17 protein-coding genes and 7 tRNA genes are annotated in these 18,342 nt (G+C 29.2%); all 24 read right to left on the bottom strand.

The genetic code is table 11. The annotated features are described in order from the left end of the window. Positions 1–47 precede the first annotated feature (47 nt). The 24 genes from ACFYH6_RS01105 to glmU all read right to left on the bottom strand — a co-directional run bounded on the left by ACFYH6_RS01105 (position 48) and on the right by glmU (position 18,209). A tRNA-Leu gene (locus ACFYH6_RS01105) sits at positions 48–134 on the bottom strand. Positions 135–139: 5 nt separating this feature from the next. After that, positions 140–216 (bottom strand) — tRNA-Met (locus ACFYH6_RS01100). Between the two features lie 6 nt (positions 217–222). Continuing rightward, positions 223–298, bottom strand: a tRNA-Met gene (locus tag ACFYH6_RS01095). A 22-nt stretch (positions 299–320) separates the two neighbouring features. After that, positions 321–407: transfer RNA gene (locus ACFYH6_RS01090), tRNA-Leu, on the bottom strand. 5 nt (positions 408–412) lie between these two features. Next, positions 413–489: transfer RNA gene (locus ACFYH6_RS01085), tRNA-Met, on the bottom strand. Positions 490–494: 5 nt separating this feature from the next. Next, a tRNA-Met gene (locus ACFYH6_RS01080) sits at positions 495–570 on the bottom strand. Between the two features lie 21 nt (positions 571–591). Then, positions 592–678 (bottom strand) — tRNA-Leu (locus tag ACFYH6_RS01075). A 212-nt stretch (positions 679–890) separates the two neighbouring features. Next, the gene (locus tag ACFYH6_RS01070) at positions 891–1,298 is read right to left on the bottom strand and encodes a S1 domain-containing RNA-binding protein (RefSeq protein WP_316341933.1); all 408 of its coding nucleotides are present in this window, start codon (positions 1,296–1,298) and stop codon (positions 891–893) included. An 84-nt stretch (positions 1,299–1,382) separates the two neighbouring features. Then, positions 1,383–1,670, bottom strand: coding sequence for a septum formation initiator family protein (locus ACFYH6_RS01065; protein ID WP_316341932.1), 288 nt, complete (start codon positions 1,668–1,670; stop codon positions 1,383–1,385). An 84-nt stretch (positions 1,671–1,754) separates the two neighbouring features. After that, complete coding sequence (gene yabQ, locus ACFYH6_RS01060; protein WP_316341931.1) at positions 1,755–2,144, bottom strand: spore cortex biosynthesis protein YabQ; 390 nt, start codon at positions 2,142–2,144, stop codon at positions 1,755–1,757. Between the two features lie 9 nt (positions 2,145–2,153). Continuing rightward, on the bottom strand, positions 2,154–2,447 hold the full coding sequence (gene yabP, locus ACFYH6_RS01055; protein ID WP_316341930.1) for a sporulation protein YabP: 294 nt from the start codon (positions 2,445–2,447) through the stop codon (positions 2,154–2,156). A gap of 51 nt (positions 2,448–2,498) precedes the next feature. Then, the gene (locus ACFYH6_RS01050) at positions 2,499–2,759 is read right to left on the bottom strand and encodes an RNA-binding S4 domain-containing protein (protein ID WP_316341929.1); all 261 of its coding nucleotides are present in this window, start codon (positions 2,757–2,759) and stop codon (positions 2,499–2,501) included. 64 nt (positions 2,760–2,823) lie between these two features. After that, a complete protein-coding gene (locus ACFYH6_RS01045) occupies positions 2,824–3,099 on the bottom strand; it encodes an HU family DNA-binding protein (protein ID WP_066889712.1) in 276 nt (91 codons plus the stop codon). 225 nt (positions 3,100–3,324) lie between these two features. After that, positions 3,325–4,776 carry a nucleoside triphosphate pyrophosphohydrolase gene (gene mazG / locus ACFYH6_RS01040; protein ID WP_416179837.1) on the bottom strand — a complete coding sequence of 484 codons (1,452 nt, stop codon included), beginning with the start codon at positions 4,774–4,776 and terminating at the stop codon, positions 3,325–3,327. Positions 4,777–4,795: 19 nt separating this feature from the next. Next, positions 4,796–6,331, bottom strand: a complete 1,536-nt coding sequence (locus ACFYH6_RS01035; protein ID WP_316341927.1) for a polysaccharide biosynthesis protein — start codon at positions 6,329–6,331, stop codon at positions 4,796–4,798. A 102-nt stretch (positions 6,332–6,433) separates the two neighbouring features. Continuing rightward, positions 6,434–6,982, bottom strand: a complete 549-nt coding sequence (spoVT, locus tag ACFYH6_RS01030) for a stage V sporulation protein T (protein WP_316341926.1) — start codon at positions 6,980–6,982, stop codon at positions 6,434–6,436. Positions 6,983–7,144: 162 nt separating this feature from the next. Continuing rightward, positions 7,145–8,122, bottom strand: coding sequence for a peptidylprolyl isomerase (locus ACFYH6_RS01025; RefSeq protein WP_316341925.1), 978 nt, complete (start codon positions 8,120–8,122; stop codon positions 7,145–7,147). A gap of 96 nt (positions 8,123–8,218) precedes the next feature. Next, the gene (mfd, locus tag ACFYH6_RS01020; RefSeq protein WP_416179836.1) at positions 8,219–11,728 is read right to left on the bottom strand and encodes a transcription-repair coupling factor; all 3,510 of its coding nucleotides are present in this window, start codon (positions 11,726–11,728) and stop codon (positions 8,219–8,221) included. A gap of 18 nt (positions 11,729–11,746) precedes the next feature. Further along, positions 11,747–12,322, bottom strand: a complete 576-nt coding sequence (gene pth / locus ACFYH6_RS01015) for an aminoacyl-tRNA hydrolase (RefSeq protein WP_416179835.1) — start codon at positions 12,320–12,322, stop codon at positions 11,747–11,749. A 103-nt stretch (positions 12,323–12,425) separates the two neighbouring features. Then, on the bottom strand, positions 12,426–13,565 hold the full coding sequence (locus ACFYH6_RS01010; RefSeq protein WP_416179834.1) for a S1C family serine protease: 1,140 nt from the start codon (positions 13,563–13,565) through the stop codon (positions 12,426–12,428). Between the two features lie 15 nt (positions 13,566–13,580). Further along, entirely contained in the window at positions 13,581–14,999 is a 1,419-nt protein-coding gene (locus ACFYH6_RS01005) for a HAMP domain-containing sensor histidine kinase (protein WP_316341921.1), read from the bottom strand. Then, positions 15,000–15,686: a response regulator transcription factor gene (locus ACFYH6_RS01000; protein WP_316341920.1), complete on the bottom strand. Its 687-nt coding sequence runs from the start codon at positions 15,684–15,686 to the stop codon at positions 15,000–15,002. 140 nt (positions 15,687–15,826) lie between these two features. Continuing rightward, positions 15,827–16,789, bottom strand: coding sequence for a ribose-phosphate diphosphokinase (locus ACFYH6_RS00995; RefSeq protein ID WP_316341919.1), 963 nt, complete (start codon positions 16,787–16,789; stop codon positions 15,827–15,829). A gap of 49 nt (positions 16,790–16,838) precedes the next feature. Beyond that, positions 16,839–18,209 carry a bifunctional UDP-N-acetylglucosamine diphosphorylase/glucosamine-1-phosphate N-acetyltransferase GlmU gene (gene glmU / locus ACFYH6_RS00990; protein ID WP_416179833.1) on the bottom strand — a complete coding sequence of 457 codons (1,371 nt, stop codon included), beginning with the start codon at positions 18,207–18,209 and terminating at the stop codon, positions 16,839–16,841. Positions 18,210–18,342 lie beyond the last annotated feature (133 nt).

Genomic DNA, 18,342 nt, shown 5'->3' with positions numbered 1-18,342 from the left:
TTTATTTATAAAATAAAAAAAAGTACTTAAGTTATACTTAAGTACTTTGGTGCTGAAGACCGGAATCGAACCGGTACGGTATCGCTACCGCAGGATTTTAAGTCCTGTGCGTCTGCCTGTTCCGCCACTTCAGCGTGTATGGTAGCGGAAATAGGACTTGAACCTACGACACCTCGGGTATGAACCGAGTGCTCTAGCCAGCTGAGCTATTCCGCCATATTTTGGTTGCGGGGGCAGGACTTGAACCTACGACCTTCGGGTTATGAGCCCGACGAGCTGCCAACTGCTCCACCCCGCGATATTAAAAGCTAAATTCAACTTGGTGCTGAAGACCGGAATCGAACCGGTACGGTATCGCTACCGCAGGATTTTAAGTCCTGTGCGTCTGCCTGTTCCGCCACTTCAGCCTATATGGTAGCGGAAATAGGACTTGAACCTACGACACCTCGGGTATGAACCGAGTGCTCTAGCCAGCTGAGCTATTCCGCCATTTTTGGTTGCGGGGGCAGGACTTGAACCTACGACCTTCGGGTTATGAGCCCGACGAGCTGCCAACTGCTCCACCCCGCGATAATTAAGTTGAATTTAGCTTGGTGCTGAAGACCGGAATCGAACCGGTACGGTATCGCTACCGCAGGATTTTAAGTCCTGTGCGTCTGCCTGTTCCGCCACTTCAGCATGTTTTTTTCTGTCGCCCCTCAGCGACAAAATTAATTATATATTATGTTTTATATAGTGTCAACATCTTTTTTTGATTTTTTATTTGATATTACTTAATTTTATTTGTAAATTCTTTTTCTTACAAAGCATAAAGGACTATTTCAATTAGTAAATAGTCCTTTATATAGATTTATATATTAAATTTATATGATGTACTTTATTATCTGTTATTAGTTTTTTCTTGAACCTTTAGATTTAAAATCTTGCTTCTTCTTAACATCTTGCATTCTTTCTTCACTGTCTTTTAAGAACCTTGACATTATATCTTCGAAATTGCCTGTATTAGAGCTAGTCTTTTTACTTTCTGATGTCCAATCTATTTCTACAGGTTTAATTGATTTTTTTTGTACATTTGCTTGCTTTATTGACAAGCTTATCTTCCCATTATCATCAATAGATATCACTTTTACTTTCACCTTATCTTGTTCCTTAAGGTGCTCTCTAATATCCTTAACAAATGAATCTGCCACTTCTGAAATGTGAACTAGTCCTGTCTTTCCTTCTATTTCAACGAAAGCTCCAAAACTAGTTATATTAACCACTGTACCTTCTAATATGTTTCCTGCCATCAAGGTCATGTTACAAAGATTCCTCCTTAAAAATTAAATAATATATGTTATTATAATAATAACCTCTTTTAAATAGTTCTAAAACATATTTTTTTAATTTTGCTGCTGAGAATCCACAACTTTTTCTCCATCTTTAATCATACCTAGTCTTTCTCTTGCAAGTTTCTCAAGATATTCATTAGATTCATTAGCTTTTTTAAGATCTGATTCTAATTTGAAATTTTTATTCTTAAGTTCTTGTAATTCTTCCTGGCTATTAATAATGTCTGCTTGGATTCTTCTAATAGTAATTTCTTGCTTTATATAATTAGCAACAAAAATAACAAAAATAATAACTATAATTAATCTTTTAAGAGTTAGTTGCTTTTTAATTGCTCTCACCCTCTTTAAAATATATTATACAATATATTTTAAACACTATAAATATTTTATTCAAGTTATTTTTTTATGTTCATAGTTTTCCTATCATTTTTTACCAGAAATACTATAATATATTATCTTTATTGGATATACTGCATTTTTAAAAGTTATCCTAATAATTTTAGCAATTCTATTAATTATATATTTCTCTATTCTAAAGACTGTAGGGCTTATAAATTTCAAATAAAGGATTAAAGTTAAAACCATAAATATATATACATAAGGACCTAAGAAAGCATAATTGGTATATAGTAAAAAGGTAAACACTATAACAGCGGTAAGAATCCAAAATAATATATCTTCGATTATTACTATTATTTTAGGAATCCTAAATCCCCTTATTATATTATATAAATCAAATAATATGCCAACTAATATTCCAGCAAGTATGGAATATACTAATATGTCAATTTGAACATCTAAAGATAACGGCATATCATTTACCTATTTAAATAATTTAGAAATTATACTTTCTTTTTCTTTTTTTATTTCCTTACTACTATATACTATTGAAGCTACATTCCCAACTATTATTACATCGCCATTTTGTACATCTAGCTTATTCATTTTTAGTTCTGACCCTTTAATAGTTAAAAACCCTAACTTTGTATTTAATAAAATCTTCTCATCATCAAAACTTATAACTTCTTCTACCCCTGTAAGTGTTAACTTTTTTCTATTTTCTAAAACTATATTACCCCTAGGTTCTTCTAGTTTATTTTCACTTTTCTTTTCCATCTTATCTCCTCCACATATTCTTTATAAAAATATATGAAAGAGATATAATATTTATTCTTTATCTTCTTCGCCTTCTAATATCTCATACATTTCTTTTGCATTTTCTTTTCTTACATGTTCAGCTATATTTACAATTCTTGCTTTCAGAGTTCTGTTTGCAAATTGTATTTCTATAATGTCCCCCTCTTTAACTACAGTTGAAGGTTTAGCTATTTTCCCATTAATAGAAACTCTGTCACCTTCACAGACTTCTTTAGCTACAGTTCTTCTTTTTATAATTCTGGAAACCTTTAAATATTTATCTAATCTCATATTTACTCTCCTTAAACCTTATTGTTTATTAAAAGAACCCCAGTAAACTGGGGTTCTATTTATACTATTTATTAACTTTTTCTTTAAACTCTTTTCCTGCTTTGAATACTGGAACAGTTGAAGCTGGAATGCTTATTGTTTCCTTAGTTCTTGGATTTCTACCTTCTCTTGCTGCTCTTTCTCTAGTTTCAAAAGTACCAAATCCAACTAATTGAACTTTTTCTCCCTTTTCTAATGCTTCTTCAACGCTTTCTATAAAAGCTTTTAACGCTAATTCAGCATCCTTCTTAGTTAATTTGCTTTTTTCTGACATGCTAGTGATTAATTCTGCTTTATTCACAATTACATCCTCCTTAAATAACCCGTGTATATTTTAGTAGTTAACCATTTCTGTTAATATGTACTATAACTACATTCTCTTATTATATATCGTCTTTTTGTGCTAGTCTATAACATTATGATTTTTTTGTTATAAAAGCTATTTTTTACAATAAGTTAATTATAGCATAGTATAAATCACTATAATACTATTCTTCAAAAAATTTATAAATCCTTCTTTATTTTATTAAATTCTTTGTTTTTTTGCTTCATTCCAAAGTTTATCCATTTCTTCTAAGGTCATTTCATTTAAATTTTTATTATTTTTTAATGCCTCTTCTTCAATAAAAGAGAATCTATTTATAAATTTTTGTATAGTTAAATTTAATGCTTCTTCTTCATCTATATCTAATAGCCTTGCTACATTAACAGATGCAAATAATAAGTCCCCTACTTCACCTTTTATTTTCTCCTTATTATTGGATTTATATACATCTAATACCTCTTTTAATTCTTCTTCAACCTTTACTGAAGCCTCTTCTACCCTATCCCAATCGAAGCCTACTTTAGCCGCCTTCTTTTGAACCTTATGAGCCCTAACTAAAGCTGGAAGCGCCTTTGCTATAGCCTTCATTTCATCAGTGATAGTATTATGGCTTTTTTCTTTTTTCTTAAGTTCTTCCCAATTATCTACAACCTCACTACTATTTGAAACTTCTACACTTCCAAAAACATGAGGGTGTCTATAAATCATTTTATTACATATAGATCCTATTACATCATAAATATTGAAATATCCATCATCCTTACCTATAGATGCATGGAAAACTACATGTAATAAAACATCTCCAAGTTCCTCTATCATTCCATCTATATCATCGTTATTTATGCTATCTACTAATTCATAAGCTTCTTCTAATAATTGATTTTTTATACTTTCATGGGTTTGCTCCATATCCCAAGGACAACCATTTTCTCCTCTTAAAGTATCAATTATTTCAACTAAATCATTAAAATCCTTCTTATTACCCATATCCTTTGGTATATAAATAGAAGTTAAATAGTCTATATCTTCCTGCATATCAAGTTCATAAATAGGTATTGTTCTAATAGACTCTTCTCCCTCTATACCTGCAGCTCTAACAAAGTATATCTCTGTATCATCATTGTAATAGTCTAATAATCTCAACTTTACTTCTGATGCTATTAAAGGATTGTATACCTGCGTAATTATAGTTCCTATTCTCTTATCTAAAACTTGATTTCCTATATCAAAAGCATCAATAATTTTTAGTCCTTCAATTGGATCTATTTTTAATACATCCATCATTGCATCAATAAAACTTACAGCTGGCACTATTTCATATTTAATATTTTCACTATCACATAAGCTAATAAGATTAAATACTGATTTTTCTGCTACTAGTGGATGGCCAGGGACAGCGTAAACTATTTCTCCAAATTCCTTATGATTTTTCACTATGTCACTAGCTATATTTTCATAAACTTCATCAAAATTATCTGAAGTCTCATAATAATGATCGTATGTTTTAAATCTTTCTACCTTTGATTTTAAGTAGTCTACAGTAGGATGTTTTTCAGTTCTAAAAAATATATTTTCTCCTTCTTCTAAAGCCCTAACTGCACCAATAGTTAAGGCATCTGGTGCTCCTGGTCCTAAACCTATTATTTTTATCATTAGGTTCTCTCCTTACTAATTAATTTTTTACAAATTTATTTTTTATTTCATCTATACTAAATATTCTAAGTATCACTATTAATATTACATATATAATAATACCCAAAAATATAGATAATAAGCAAGAAGAAGTATTGCTATTAGTTTTAATAAATATTAAATTATATGCAACTAATACGCCAATAATCATAATAGAAGCTGCAATAATAGGTTTTATAAAAGATTTATATACATTTAGTCTTAATTTTAATCTTTTTCTTAAAGAAATTAAATTTAATATAGTTGCCACTAAATACGCAGAAATACTGGCTATAACAGCCCCATATATATTAATTTCAGGTCTAGGAACTAAAATAAATGTTAATATTACTTTAACTATACATCCTATAAATAAGTTAATGATAGGCCTAATATAATGACCTATTCCTTGCATAATGGATGTAGTTGTTTGAGTTAATATTATAAAGGGTACTGATAATGATAAATACTTTAAAATTAATATTCCATCATATCTTCCTGGAAATATAACCTTCATTATAGGTCCTGCAAGGAAAAAAAGCCCTAATGTACAAGGCATAGCTATAAGCATGGACATTTTCATAGCTAATTGTACCTTAGACTCTAACTCATCTCTCCTGTTCATTACATACTTCTCTGCTATTATAGGTATAAGTGCAGTTCCAAGCGCCATGGATAAAGTTAATGGAATGTTAGTTATTACATTAGCTTTACCTGTAAGTTGTGCATAAAGAATAGTTGCTTTTTCTGATACTAAGCCTGCTTGTAATAATTTTTGAGGAACTAATATAGAATCAATTAAACTCATTATAGTCCCTACAGTTGCTCCTACAGAAATAGGTAATGCTATTTTTAATATGGCTGAAAGCACTTCTGGGTTACTTCTAACCTTCCTATTCCACATTTCTTTTTTAACTTTTTTATACTTTTCATGCAGATAACTTGCTCCTATAACTCCTCCTGCTGCTGCCCCAAAGGCTGCTCCCCCTGCTGCATACTCTATACCCTTAGGTAAAAGTAGGATAGCAAGTCCAACACCTATTATCACTCTTCCTATTTGCTCTAATATCTGTGAAACCCCTGAAGGCGTCATATTTTGAAGCCCTTGAAAAAAGCCTCTATATATAGTCATAATAGAAATTACAAAAGGCGCAAAAGATATCCCTATTAAAGAATAATAGGATTTCATATCCCACTGAACAAAATTAATAATAGGTTTAGCAAAAACAAATAATAAAAGACTTGTACCAATTCCTAAAACCATCATTAAAATTGTAGATTCCTTTAATGTTACAAATATGCCTTCTATATCTCCCTTTGCTTTCTTCTCCGAAATCATCTTTGAAATAGCCACAGGAACTCCTGAAGCCATAGCAACGAAAAACATATACAGAGGATATGACATTTGATAATATCCCACACCTTCATCCCCTATAAGCATAATTAGTGGCCATCTAAAGAATAATCCTAAAAATCTTGCTATTATCCCTGCCATTCCAAGTATTAAACTAGCTTTTATTAGAGATTGTTTCTTCATAAAATACCTCCAAACTTTTATTGCTTTAATAATTTTTATTTTAAGTTTAGAGGTATTATTACTTTTTATTGATAACTTTATATTTTATTAATTAATTTATGTTTATTGTTCCATTTGTTTACCTAAGAAAGCTGAAGCGGTTTCAGATAGCTTTAATTCTAATTCCCCTAACTTTTCACCTGGTTCCTTTGATAAGATAATAACTGCTCCTATTGCATCGCCTTCTGCTATTATAGGAGATATTACTTGGCTAGTATACTTTCCAGCTTCTTCATCACTATTTAATGGAATTGTTTTGCTTTGATCTGTTATCAAAACTGCTTTTCTCTCTTCCATTACTTTTTCTAGTTCCTGACTAACCTTTCTTTCAATATACTCCTTCTTAGAGCCTCCACTGACTGATATAAACGCATCCTTATCTGCTATTAAAATAATATGTCCAATTGCTTGTTGTAAACTTTCAGCATATTCTTTCGAAAAATCAGTTAATTCCCCAATAGGTGAATATTTTTTTAAAATTACTCCACCTTCTCTATCAGTGAAAATCTCTAAGGGATCTCCTTCTCTAATCCTTAAGGTTCTTCTTATTTCTTTTGGTATTACAACTCTTCCTAAGTCATCAATACGTCTAACTATCCCTGTTGCTTTCATTATTACGAGCTACCTCCTTAATTAATAATTAGTTGCAATATTATTATTTGACTTATTAGAAATTTTATACCCATATAACCAATTTTTATTTAATCAAAAAAATATTAGGTAACTTAAAAGAAAAAAGGAATTAGCTAATCATAGCTAATTCCTTAAAATTTTTTATAATCTATTTTCGTATGTTTTAACCTTATAGTCTTTCTTCCATTGTTCAATAGAAGAAGTATATATTTCATTTTTCTTTTCATTTTCTAATGTAGTCTTTATAGAATCCTTTGATTCATCAAGTGTCTTTTGTTTAATATCCGTAACCTTTATTATGTGATATCCATAAGTGCTCTTTACAGGTTCTGAAACTTCACCTTCATTTAATTTCTTGAAGGCTTCTGTAAATTCTGCAACATATTGAGTAGTATCATAGGTTACAGTTCCTAGGCTTCCACCATTTTCAGCAGTTCCTGTATCTTCTGAATTTTCCTTTGCTAATGTAGCAAAATCTTCTCCATTTGCTGCTTTTTCTCTTATTTCTTTAGCTTTTGCTTCATCTTTTATTAAGATATGAGAAACTGTTGCACTCTTAAAACTATCTAAGTGTTCATCATAATATGTCTTAATTTCTTCATCTGAAACAGATACATCCTTAAATAATTCTTCAGTAACATTAGTGCTTATTAAACTATCTTGGATGTTTTTATTTAATTTTTCTCTATATTCATCTAAAGTCATTCCTGCATTTGTTAAAGCAGTATTAAAGGCTTCTTCTCCACCAAAAGTTTCCTTTTGACTTTCAATATACTTATCAGTTTCAGCTGCTACTTCTTCTTCAGTTGGAAGCACTCCTAGCTCTTCAGCTTTCTTATACATAATCTTTTGTTCTACTAGCAAGTTTATTGCTTGAGTTCTTAATTCTTTTACTTGGTCCGCTATTTCTGCATTTGTATCGTAATCAGAACCATATTGTTGTAAATAAGGATCTGCTAACTCATCAACTTCCCCTCTTGTAACCTTAAGATCTCCCACCTTTGCTAGCACAGTGTTTTTAATTGACTCTGGTGTCCTTTGTATCATTTCGCATCCAACTGCTGAAAAAGCAAATATACTTAAGGCTCCCGCAGCTATTATTCTTTTAATTTTAACCAATGATGTTCCCTCATTTCTATTTAATTTGTTAAGCCATTTAATTATATACAAATAGTATATCAATATTGTGTCAGTTATTCAATTTCTTAATTAACTTTAAATATTTTTAGTTAAGTTATCTAATATTTCTTTAAATAAGCCTAAAATTTCTTCTTTTTTCACTTCAGAAATTCTAACACCAAAATACGGTTTTTCTCCAAACATTAAGAATAATTTATCCTTATAGTTTTGTAGTAGATATTTATATATCTTATTAAGATTAGTAGTTCCATCTGCAAATATAAATTTAATTTCCTTTGGTGTTTCCTTAATTTCCTCAATTGAAAGCATTTTTGCTCTACTCTTAATATATGCTATATCCATTAAATTATAAACAGGATCTGGAATTTCTGAATATCTATCTTCAAGCTCCGATTTAATATCCATATAGTCATCTAAGCTCTCTATAGCTGCAATTTTCTTATAAATTTCTATCTTTTGAATTTCATCTTCTATATAAGTTCCTGGAATATACGCATCTACTTTTATGTCTACTGTTGTTTCAATAGGTTCTTTTTCTATTTCACCTTTAATTATCTTAATAGTATCTTCTAACATTCTGCAATATAAGTCATACCCTATAGCTGCCATATGACCATGTTGTGCTGAACCCATCATATTACCAGCGCCTCTAATTTCTAAGTCTCTCATAGCTATTTTGAAACCAGAACCAAGTTCAGTAAAATCTTTAAGAGCTTTTAATCTCTTTTCTGCAACTTCAGTTAAAATCTTATCTTTAGTATACATAAAGTATGCGTATGCTATTCTATTAGATCTACCTACTCTACCTCTTAATTGATAAAGTTGAGATAGTCCCATTTTATCTGAATCATGAATTATCATAGTATTAACATTTGGAATATCTATTCCTGTTTCGATTATAGTCGTACACACTAAAACATCATAATCCCTATTCATAAAGCTTACCATTTCAGTCTCTAACTGTCTTTCTGTCATTTGCCCATGAATAATTCCAATTTTACATTCAGGAATTAAATCCGCTAAATATTTAGCCATATTTTCTATGCTTTCTACTCTATTATAAACATAGTAAACTTGACCTCCTCTATTTATCTCTCTTAGTACAGCATCTCTAACTAATTGATCATTTTGCTCTACCACATAAGTTTGAATAGGGTATCTTTCCTCTGGAGGAGTTTCTATTACAGAAATATCTCTAGCTCCTGTTAGTGACATATGAAGAGTTCTTGGTATAGGTGTAGCACTTAATGTTAATACATCAACATTTTTCTTTAAATTTTTAATTTTTTCTTTTTGTGCAACTCCAAATCTTTGCTCTTCATCAATTATTAATAATCCTAAGTCTTTAAAAACTATATCTTTGGATACTAATCTATGAGTACCAATTAGTATATCTACATTTCCTTCCTTAGCAGCTTGAAGTGTTGCTTTTTGCTCTTTAGCACTTCTAAATCTACTTATCATATCTATCTTCACAGGGAAATCTGAAAATCTCTTAAGCATATTCTTATAATGTTGCTCTGCTAATATAGTAGTTGGCACTAAGAAAGCAACTTGTTTTCCATCCATAACAGCTTTAAAGGCAGCTCTAACAGCGACTTCTGTTTTACCATAACCAACATCACCACAAAGAAGTCTATCCATTGGCTTATCTGATTCCATATCCTTCTTAATTTCTTCAAGAGATGTTAATTGGTCTGGTGTTTCCTCAAATGGGAATTCATCTTCAAATTGCCTTTGCCATTCTGTATCTTTGTTATATTTATATCCCTTTAATGTCGCTCTAGTTGCATATAGTTTAACTAAATCTTGTGCAATTTCATTTATAGATTTTCTAACTTTAGCCTTAGCCTTACTCCATTCAGCACTACCTAGCTTATTTACCTTAGGAGTTTTTCCTTCTGAACCTATATATTTTTGAACTAAATCTAATTGGTCAACAGGAACATAAAGCTTATCTCCTTTATCATAAACTATATCTAGGTAATCCCTTTTATGACCACCTACTTCAATTTGCTTTATACCCTTGTAAACACCCACACCGTGATTAGCATGAACAACGTAGTCTCCTAATTTAAGTTCAGCAAAGCTTTTTATCTTGCCTATTCCTTTTTTATTAGATTTTCTCTTTGATATTTTTCTTTTAGCTTCACCAAATACATCCTTATCAGAAATAACGCATAACTTTAATTCAGGATACTCAAAGCCTTTTAAAAGGTTTCCGAAGGTAATAACTACTTCTCCTAATTCTATAGAATTTACATCATCTCTATATACACTTTCAATTTCTCTATCTCTTAGTGTATTAACTAATCTTTCTCCTCTTGGTCTTGTACCTGATAATATTACTGTTCTATATCCCTTAGATTTTTTATCTTTTATATCTTCTATTAATAAATCTAACTGGCCTTGATAGCTATTTAAGGTTATAGAATTTAATAAATATTTTTTATTAGGTCTTAATAGCTTACTATTAATATCAAATACATCTAAAGTAATTGCATTCTGTAGTTCTAACTTTTCAATTAATTCTTCTTGATTTAGTAATAAATTAATTTGTGAAGGTAATATTCCTCCTCTTTGAAGAAAGGCTTCATAATTTTCTTTAAATTCAAAGTAAGAACTTTCTAGCTTTCCTTCACACTTTTTCAAGTCATCAATTACATATATATAATTTTTTACATAGTCAAAAAAGCTATCTGTCCTTTCATAAAAGTAAGGCAAATAACTATCTACTGTTTCAAAAGTTAAAGTTTCACTTAAAGATTCCACATTAGCTTTAACTATGGCTCCAAGCTTCTCTATTCTTTCATCATCAGATTTTCCCTTAGATTTGATTTCTTCAAATTCCTTTAAAATATTTTCTTTTCCTCTACTTAAGGCTTCCTCGTCTAAAATAACTTCTTTTGCTGGAAATATTTCCATAGAGTCAACCTTTTCAATACTTCTTTGTGATTCTGTATTAAAAGTTCTTATTGAATCTATAGTATCACCAAAAAGGTCTATTCTATATGGATAGGTTGATATAGGTGGAAATACATCTAATATTCCTCCTCTTAAAGAAAATTCTCCTTTTCCTTCAACGGATTCAACCCTTTCGTAACCACATTCTAAAAGTTTCTTAGATAGCTCCTTAAAATCTACTTCATCATCTACACTTAAAGTTATATTATATTTATTAAACAACTCTTTAGGTGTATAAACTGATGTTAAGGAGTCTACTGATGTAACTATTATCTTTTTATTATTATTTAATATTTCTTTAATTACCTTTAATCTTGCCCACCTTAAATCTCCTGAAATAGCATCTATATTATAAAAAACTACTTCCTTTGCTGGAAAGTAATAAATATCATTAGTATAAAAACTTAAATCCTCATATATATTTTTTGCTTCCATATCATTATTAGTTAAAATAATCATAGGAGAATCTACTTCTTCATAGATACCAAATATACTATAACTTTTACCTGAATCAGATAGTCCATTTATATTTATAGGAAATTTCCCCGCCTTTATACTAGCTATTATTTCATTAAAAGTTGAGTTTTCACTTAAAGGTTGTAATACCCCCTTTAATCTCATTAAAATACACCATCCTTATTACTCATTTTTTGACAGCTTAAATCCATTTAATTCATTCATAGCTGCTTTTGCTCCATTTTTTATTATTATTTCTACTGCCTTAATTGATGCGTCAATAACCTCTTTTAAATCTTGTGCTTCTTCTTTATTAAATCTTCCCAAAACATGAGAAACTAAATCACCTTTAGGTTGTCCTACACCAATTTTAATTCTTGGAAAAACATCTGTGCTCAAATTGGCTATTATACTCTTTATTCCATTATGGCCACCAGCGCTTCCTTTTTCTCTTATTCTTAATTTTCCTATTTCTAAGCTTATATCATCATATATAACTATAATATTATTATTATCAATTTTATAAAAATTAATTACTTCTCTAATACTTTCTCCACTTAAGTTCATATATGTAGTAGGTTTTAGTAAAATAACCTTTTTACCTTCTATAAAACCCTCTCCAAATACACCTTTAAACTTTGATTTATTTAAATCTATACTATATTTTCTCCCTAGAGAATCTATAGCTTCAAAACCTATATTATGCCTAGTTCCATCATATTCTTTACCTGGATTTCCTAGACCTACAATTAAAAACATAGTAATTTGTCCTCCTAATGAATCTTTACATATTTTATATTATACTAGTTTTTTACAATAATAAAAGACCTTTAAAAGAAATAGCAACCTTAGACAAGAGTTGCTATTCCTTGATATTACTTAATATTATATCTATTTCTATAATCTTTCCAGATCTCATTACCTTACAGGTTACAGTATCTCCATTCCTCTTATTTTTAACCATCTCTGATACTTCTTTAATATCATTAATTTTTTTATCATCAACTTCAATTATTATATCAGTTGGCCTTAATCCTGATTTATATGAATTGCCATTTTTATTTACTTTAGTAACATATATACCGCTATAATTTTCTGAATCATTAACCTCAATGAATTCCCCTTTATCTATTCCTAATATATACTTTATTTCATTAGTATAATTAATTATCTTCTCTACCGAACTTAAATCTATAGAATAATACAGGCCCTCAATATTCATATCATCAGTTATTTTTATACTTGCAATTCCTATAAGTTCACCTTTTAAATTGCTTATAATTCCTCCAGTATTAAATTTATTTATTGGAGTGTTAACTTCTATTAAATTATATTTTTTATTATTAACTTCTAATTTTCTGTTTGAAGATGTAATAATACCTGGTACCATATTATCTATGTATTCATCAGAAGTTGAATTACTAATTAGCAAAATATTTTCTCCTGCTATTATTTCATTAGAAGGTGCAACCTTAACTGGAGTTAAAGTTTCTTCACTATTAACCTTAATTATAGCTATATCAATATCTTCGTTTACAAATATTATTTCTCCTTTTATAGGCTCTGAATTAACAAATGACAACTTAACATATATATCTTTTAAATTTTTTATCATTGAATAATTGGTTATTATTTTGCCACTCTCTTCAATTATTATTCCAGTTACATTCCCATTTACATATATATTTTCTTGTAAGGCTTCTTTGCTTCCTCCAACAGTTACTAAAGAATTCTTTACATTATCTATAGCATTATAATAAACTTTATTAATATTATAACTATCTATATTATTGTTATTATTCAATAATTCTTTATACTTATAATTAAAAAATATTATAAATACTCCTATACTTATAGAAACTGTAATAAAAATAAATATTAAAACCTTTAATAATTCCAAAGTCCTATATCTTAATTTTCTTTTTACAAACTTTATTGAAGAATTGTTTTCTCCTTGCAAATTATTATTTTGATTATCTTTTTTATTTATAATCCCTAACATGGTATTAAAAACTCCCTATTTAGTAGTTCTCTTTAATGTAAATGTAAATTTTACACCTTTATCTGGAATATTATCAATCCAGATATCTTGTTTATGTTGAGTTAAAATTAATCTGACTATAGGCAATCCTAATCCAGTACTTATTTTGTTTGTTCTAGATTTGTCTACTTTATAAAATCTCTCCCAAATTTTATTTATCTCTTCCTTTGGAATGTTTTCTCCTGTATTAAATATACTTATAAAAACTTTATCTCCCTTAGTATAAGTTTCTATTTGTATTTTTCCATTTTCATTTCCATATTTAATGGCATTCTCAATTAGATTAGTTATAACTTGAATTATTCTATCTCTATCAGCAAAACAATATTGGTGATTATCTGCAAATATAATTTCTACATTTATTTTCTTTTCTTCAATTTTCCCTTGTAAATTCAAGATACATAAGGTTATTATTTCATTAATGTCAATCTTACCTATGTTCATTTTAAATTTACCTGATTCCATAGATGATATATCCAAAAGATCTGTTACTAATCTTGATAGCCTACTTACTTCATCGTTAACTATATTTAAATAATATCCTTCTCTATCCTTTGGTATAACACCATCAATAATTCCTGTTATAAAACCCTTTATAGATGTTATAGGTGATCTTAATTCATGAGATACATTTGAAATAAACTCTCTCCTTGCTAAGTCTACTTTTTCTAAAGATTCTGCCATCATATTAAAGGAATTTGCCAGCTCTCCAATTTCATCATTAGATTCTATATATACTCTTTTTTCCACCTCTCCTTTGGCTAGTTTTTTAGCAGCATTATTAATCTCAGATAATGGATTTATCAATATTTTTTTAGCAAGATAATAAGCTATAATATCAGAAAGTATAATTGCAATTAGCACAGATATCCAAAGCACAATATAAAAATTATAGAAACTTATATTCCTATTATCTTTTATCAAAATAATTGCTCCATTAAAACTATCATTACCAAAAAGAGGGTAATATTCAACTTTTATCTTATTATTTGATTCATTTATAAAGCCTTTCTCTATTAATTTATTTTCTTTTAATAGACTCAAATCAGAATCTTGCATATCTATTTTGGTATACTTTAGATAAGATAATTTGTCATCTGAAACTTCATAGACATATCCTTGACTATCTAAAACTATTGAGTCCATCTTTACAGATAACTTAATTATCTTCATAGTATTAATTAAATCCTTATATCCTGATTCATCATTATTATTTATAAACTTAGATGTGGCTTCTTCTATTATCTCAATATAACTACCTATAAGAGCTCTTTTTTCATTGTTGTATTCCCTATTTATAATCATGGATATAAATATTCCAACTAATATTAAAATAAGCGTAGTTATAGATGAAAATGTAATTAAAAGCTTGTATATTACACTTTTCCTCTTCATCTATTTCACCTCAAATTTATATCCAACTCCCCAAACAGTTTCTATTTGCCAATTAATCCCACCACTTATCTTTTCTCTAAGTCTTTTAATATGAACATCTACAGTTCTAGAATCTCCTGGATAATCATATCCCCAAACTTCACAAAGTAACTGTTCTCTTGTAAAAACCTTATTCTTATTTATAGCTAAGTAATTTAAAAGTTCGAATTCCTTAGGTGGCATCTTTATTTCTTGTCCTTTATACACTACATTATAAGAAGAAGCATCTATAATTAAGTCTGGATAATTAATAGTTTCCGCATTCTTTTCATCATAATTATACCTTCTCATAACAGCTTTTATCCTTGCCATTAATTCCTTAGGCTCAAAAGGCTTAACAATATAATCATCTGCTCCAAGTTCTAATGCTAATACCTTATCAAAAGTATCACCTTTTGCTGTTAGCATAATTACTGGAATTTCACTATTTTTTCTTATCCACTTCAGAACTTCAATTCCATCCATTTGGGGAAGCATAATATCAAGTAGTACTATATCTGGCTTAAAATCTAAAAATAAATTAACAGCTGCTTTTCCATTATGAGCTGATCTGGTTTCATATCCTCCATTTAATAAATACATATTAATAACTTCGCATATATTTTCATCATCGTCTACGATTAATACCTTGCCTAATTTATTATTCATAAATAAAACACCGTCCTTAAAACTATATATAATCCACTTCTCTAATGAACTTATTTTTTAAATTAAATACCACAATTAAATATAAATAGTAAGCCTCTAAAAAGTTTGTGCTTCTTAGAGGCTTTTTATCCAATTATGTATTAAGCTTCAAATAGTTTGCTTATTGGTTCATCATCATATATTCTCTTTATTGCTTCTGCAAATAAAGGAGCTACTGATAATGCTTTAAACTTAATTAAATCTTCTTTATCTTCTGGCAGCTTTATAGTATTTAGCATAACTAATTCTTCTATAGCTGAATTATTTATTCTTTCAAAAGCTGGTCCTGATAAAACTCCATGAGTACAACATGCATATACATTTTTAGCACCTAAATCCTTTAAAGCATTAGCTGCATTTGCAATAGTTCCTGCTGTATCTATCATATCATCTATAAGAATACATTTTTTGCCTTTTATGTCTCCTATAATATTCATTATTTCTGATACGTTTGCCTTAGGTCTTCTCTTATCAATGATTGCTATTGGTGCATGTAATCTATCTGCAAATTTTCTAGCTCTTGTAACACTTCCTAAGTCTGGTGAAACAACAACTACATCATCATCTTCGTCAAATCCTCTATCAACAAAATAACTTGCTAATATTGGTGATCCTAATAAATGGTCAACTGGTATATTAAAATATCCTTGAATTTGAGCTGCATGTAAATCCATAGTTAATACTCTGTGTGCACCTGCTGCTGTTAATAAATCTGCAACTAATTTTGCTGTAATTGGATCTCTAGATTTAGCTTTTCTATCTTGTCTAGCATATCCATAATAAGGCATAACAACTGTTATTCTTCCAGCTGAGGCTCTCTTAAATGCATCTATCATTATTAACAGTTCCATTAAATTATTATTTACTGGTGAACTTGTTGATTGAACTACAAATACATCCGCTCCTCTTACTGTTTCTCCTATATCAACTGATATTTCACCATCGCTAAATGTTGAAACCTTTGCTTTACCAAGTGGTAATCCTAAAGTGTCAGCAATTTCTTTCGCTAATTCTGGATGTGAGTTTCCAGTAAATATTTTTATATTTTTTCCATGGGTTATCATTGTATGAAGACCTCCTTAATATTTTTAACACTTTTGTTTATCTAAATAACTATTTGTTAGTAAGACCTTTTTTGGCTACCCAACCTTCTATATTCCTTTGTTTAGCCCTTGCAATTGCAAGTTCCCCTTCTTTCACATCATTTACTATAGTTGAACCTGCAGCAATATATGTGTTATCTTCTACTGTCACTGGTGATACTAAGTTCGTATTACAACCTATAAAACTATTATTACCTATTACTGTTGTATTTTTCTTCTTACCATCATAGTTTACCACTACTGTTCCACATCCAAAATTACAATGTTCCCCAACCTTTGCATCCCCTATATATGTTAGATGAGATACCTTTGTATTATTTCCTATAGTTGATTTTTTAATTTCAACAAAATCTCCTATTCTAGCGTCATTTCCAATTACAGATTCTGGTCTTATATATGCAAATGGTCCAACAGTTGTTCTTTCCCCAATTTTACTGTCAATTATTACAGAAGATTGTATTTCTACTTCATTATCAATAATACTATTTGAAATCCTTGAATTAGGATATATCATAACTCCTTCTCCAATCTTAGTATTACCTTCAATTACATTTCCAGGATATATTATAGTATCTCTTCCAATCTCCACATCATCTCCTATATATGTAGAATTTGGATCTATTAACGTAACTCCATTTTCCATGTGCATTTTGTTAATTCTTCTTCTTAATATCTCTTCTGCCTCTGCTAATTGAACTCTAGAATTAACTCCTATAGTTTCTTCATAATCTATTGATACTGCTCCTACTTTTTCATTTTCATCTTTTAATATTCCTATAACATCAGTTAAGTAATATTCTCCTTGGCTATTATCATTAGATAATTTTTCAAGAGAACTTAATAACTTTTCGATATCAAAGCAATATATTGCAGCATTCATTTCATTTATTTTTAACTCTTCTTCAGTACAATCCTTGTGTTCAACAATCTTTAATACTTCATTACCTTCTCTAACTATTCTTCCATACCCAGTTGGATCTTCAACTATAGAAGACAATAATGTAGCAGAATTATTATTTTCCATATGAGTATTAAATAAAGTTTGAATAGTTTCAGGCTTGATTAGAGGAGCATCACCAGCAAAAATACCTACGATTCCTTTTTTATCTTTTAAGAAATCAATAGCACATTTTACGGCATGCCCAGTTCCTAGTTGCTCTTCTTGTAGTGAATAACTAATATTTCTTGAAGCAGTCTTTTCTTTTACTAATTCTGCTCCCTTTCCTATAATTACATTTATATCATCTATTTTAGCTTTTCTCATTGTATCTATAACATGGTTAACCATTTCTTTACCACATACTTTGTGTAAAACCTTTGGTAAATTAGATTTTATCCTTGTTCCCTGTCCTGCTGCTAAAATCAATGCACATTTATACATAAAGTTCACCTCACTATATAATGTTAAGGACAAATTTATACTTTTTATTAAAAACGTTCGTAAACATCTCATTATATTATATTGTATTGATGTTAGTATTTCAACCTTAATTATACCATATATATCCCATAAT

It is taken from the genome of Clostridium sp. HCS.1 (assembly GCF_047900555.1).
GTDB lineage: Bacteria > Bacillota > Clostridia > Clostridiales > Clostridiaceae > Clostridium.
Note: the sequence above shows the minus strand (reverse complement) of the source record. Positions and strands in the feature narration are given on the sequence as shown.

Bases quoted from the DNA above. Each gene is read 5' to 3' on its own strand.
- ACFYH6_RS01070 (WP_316341933.1), bottom strand. From the start codon at position 1,298: ATGACCTTGATGGCAGGAAACATATTAGAAGGTACAGTGGTTAATATA.
- yabQ (WP_316341931.1), bottom strand. From the start codon at position 2,144: ATGCCGTTATCTTTAGATGTTCAAATTGACATATTAGTATATTCCATA.
- yabP (WP_316341930.1), bottom strand. From the start codon at position 2,447: ATGGAAAAGAAAAGTGAAAATAAACTAGAAGAACCTAGGGGTAATATA.
- ACFYH6_RS01050 (WP_316341929.1), bottom strand. From the start codon at position 2,759: ATGAGATTAGATAAATATTTAAAGGTTTCCAGAATTATAAAAAGAAGA.
- mazG (WP_416179837.1), bottom strand. From the start codon at position 4,776: ATGATAAAAATAATAGGTTTAGGACCAGGAGCACCAGATGCCTTAACT.
- ACFYH6_RS01035 (WP_316341927.1), bottom strand. From the start codon at position 6,331: ATGAAGAAACAATCTCTAATAAAAGCTAGTTTAATACTTGGAATGGCA.
- spoVT (WP_316341926.1), bottom strand. From the start codon at position 6,982: ATGAAAGCAACAGGGATAGTTAGACGTATTGATGACTTAGGAAGAGTT.
- mfd (WP_416179836.1), bottom strand. From the start codon at position 11,728: ATGAGATTAAAGGGGGTATTACAACCTTTAAGTGAAAACTCAACTTTT.
- pth (WP_416179835.1), bottom strand. From the start codon at position 12,322: ATGTTTTTAATTGTAGGTCTAGGAAATCCAGGTAAAGAATATGATGGA.
- ACFYH6_RS01010 (WP_416179834.1), bottom strand. From the start codon at position 13,565: ATGTTAGGGATTATAAATAAAAAAGATAATCAAAATAATAATTTGCAA.
- ACFYH6_RS01005 (WP_316341921.1), bottom strand. From the start codon at position 14,999: ATGAAGAGGAAAAGTGTAATATACAAGCTTTTAATTACATTTTCATCT.
- ACFYH6_RS01000 (WP_316341920.1), bottom strand. From the start codon at position 15,686: ATGAATAATAAATTAGGCAAGGTATTAATCGTAGACGATGATGAAAAT.
- ACFYH6_RS00995 (WP_316341919.1), bottom strand. From the start codon at position 16,789: ATGATAACCCATGGAAAAAATATAAAAATATTTACTGGAAACTCACAT.
- glmU (WP_416179833.1), bottom strand. From the start codon at position 18,209: ATGTATAAATGTGCATTGATTTTAGCAGCAGGACAGGGAACAAGGATA.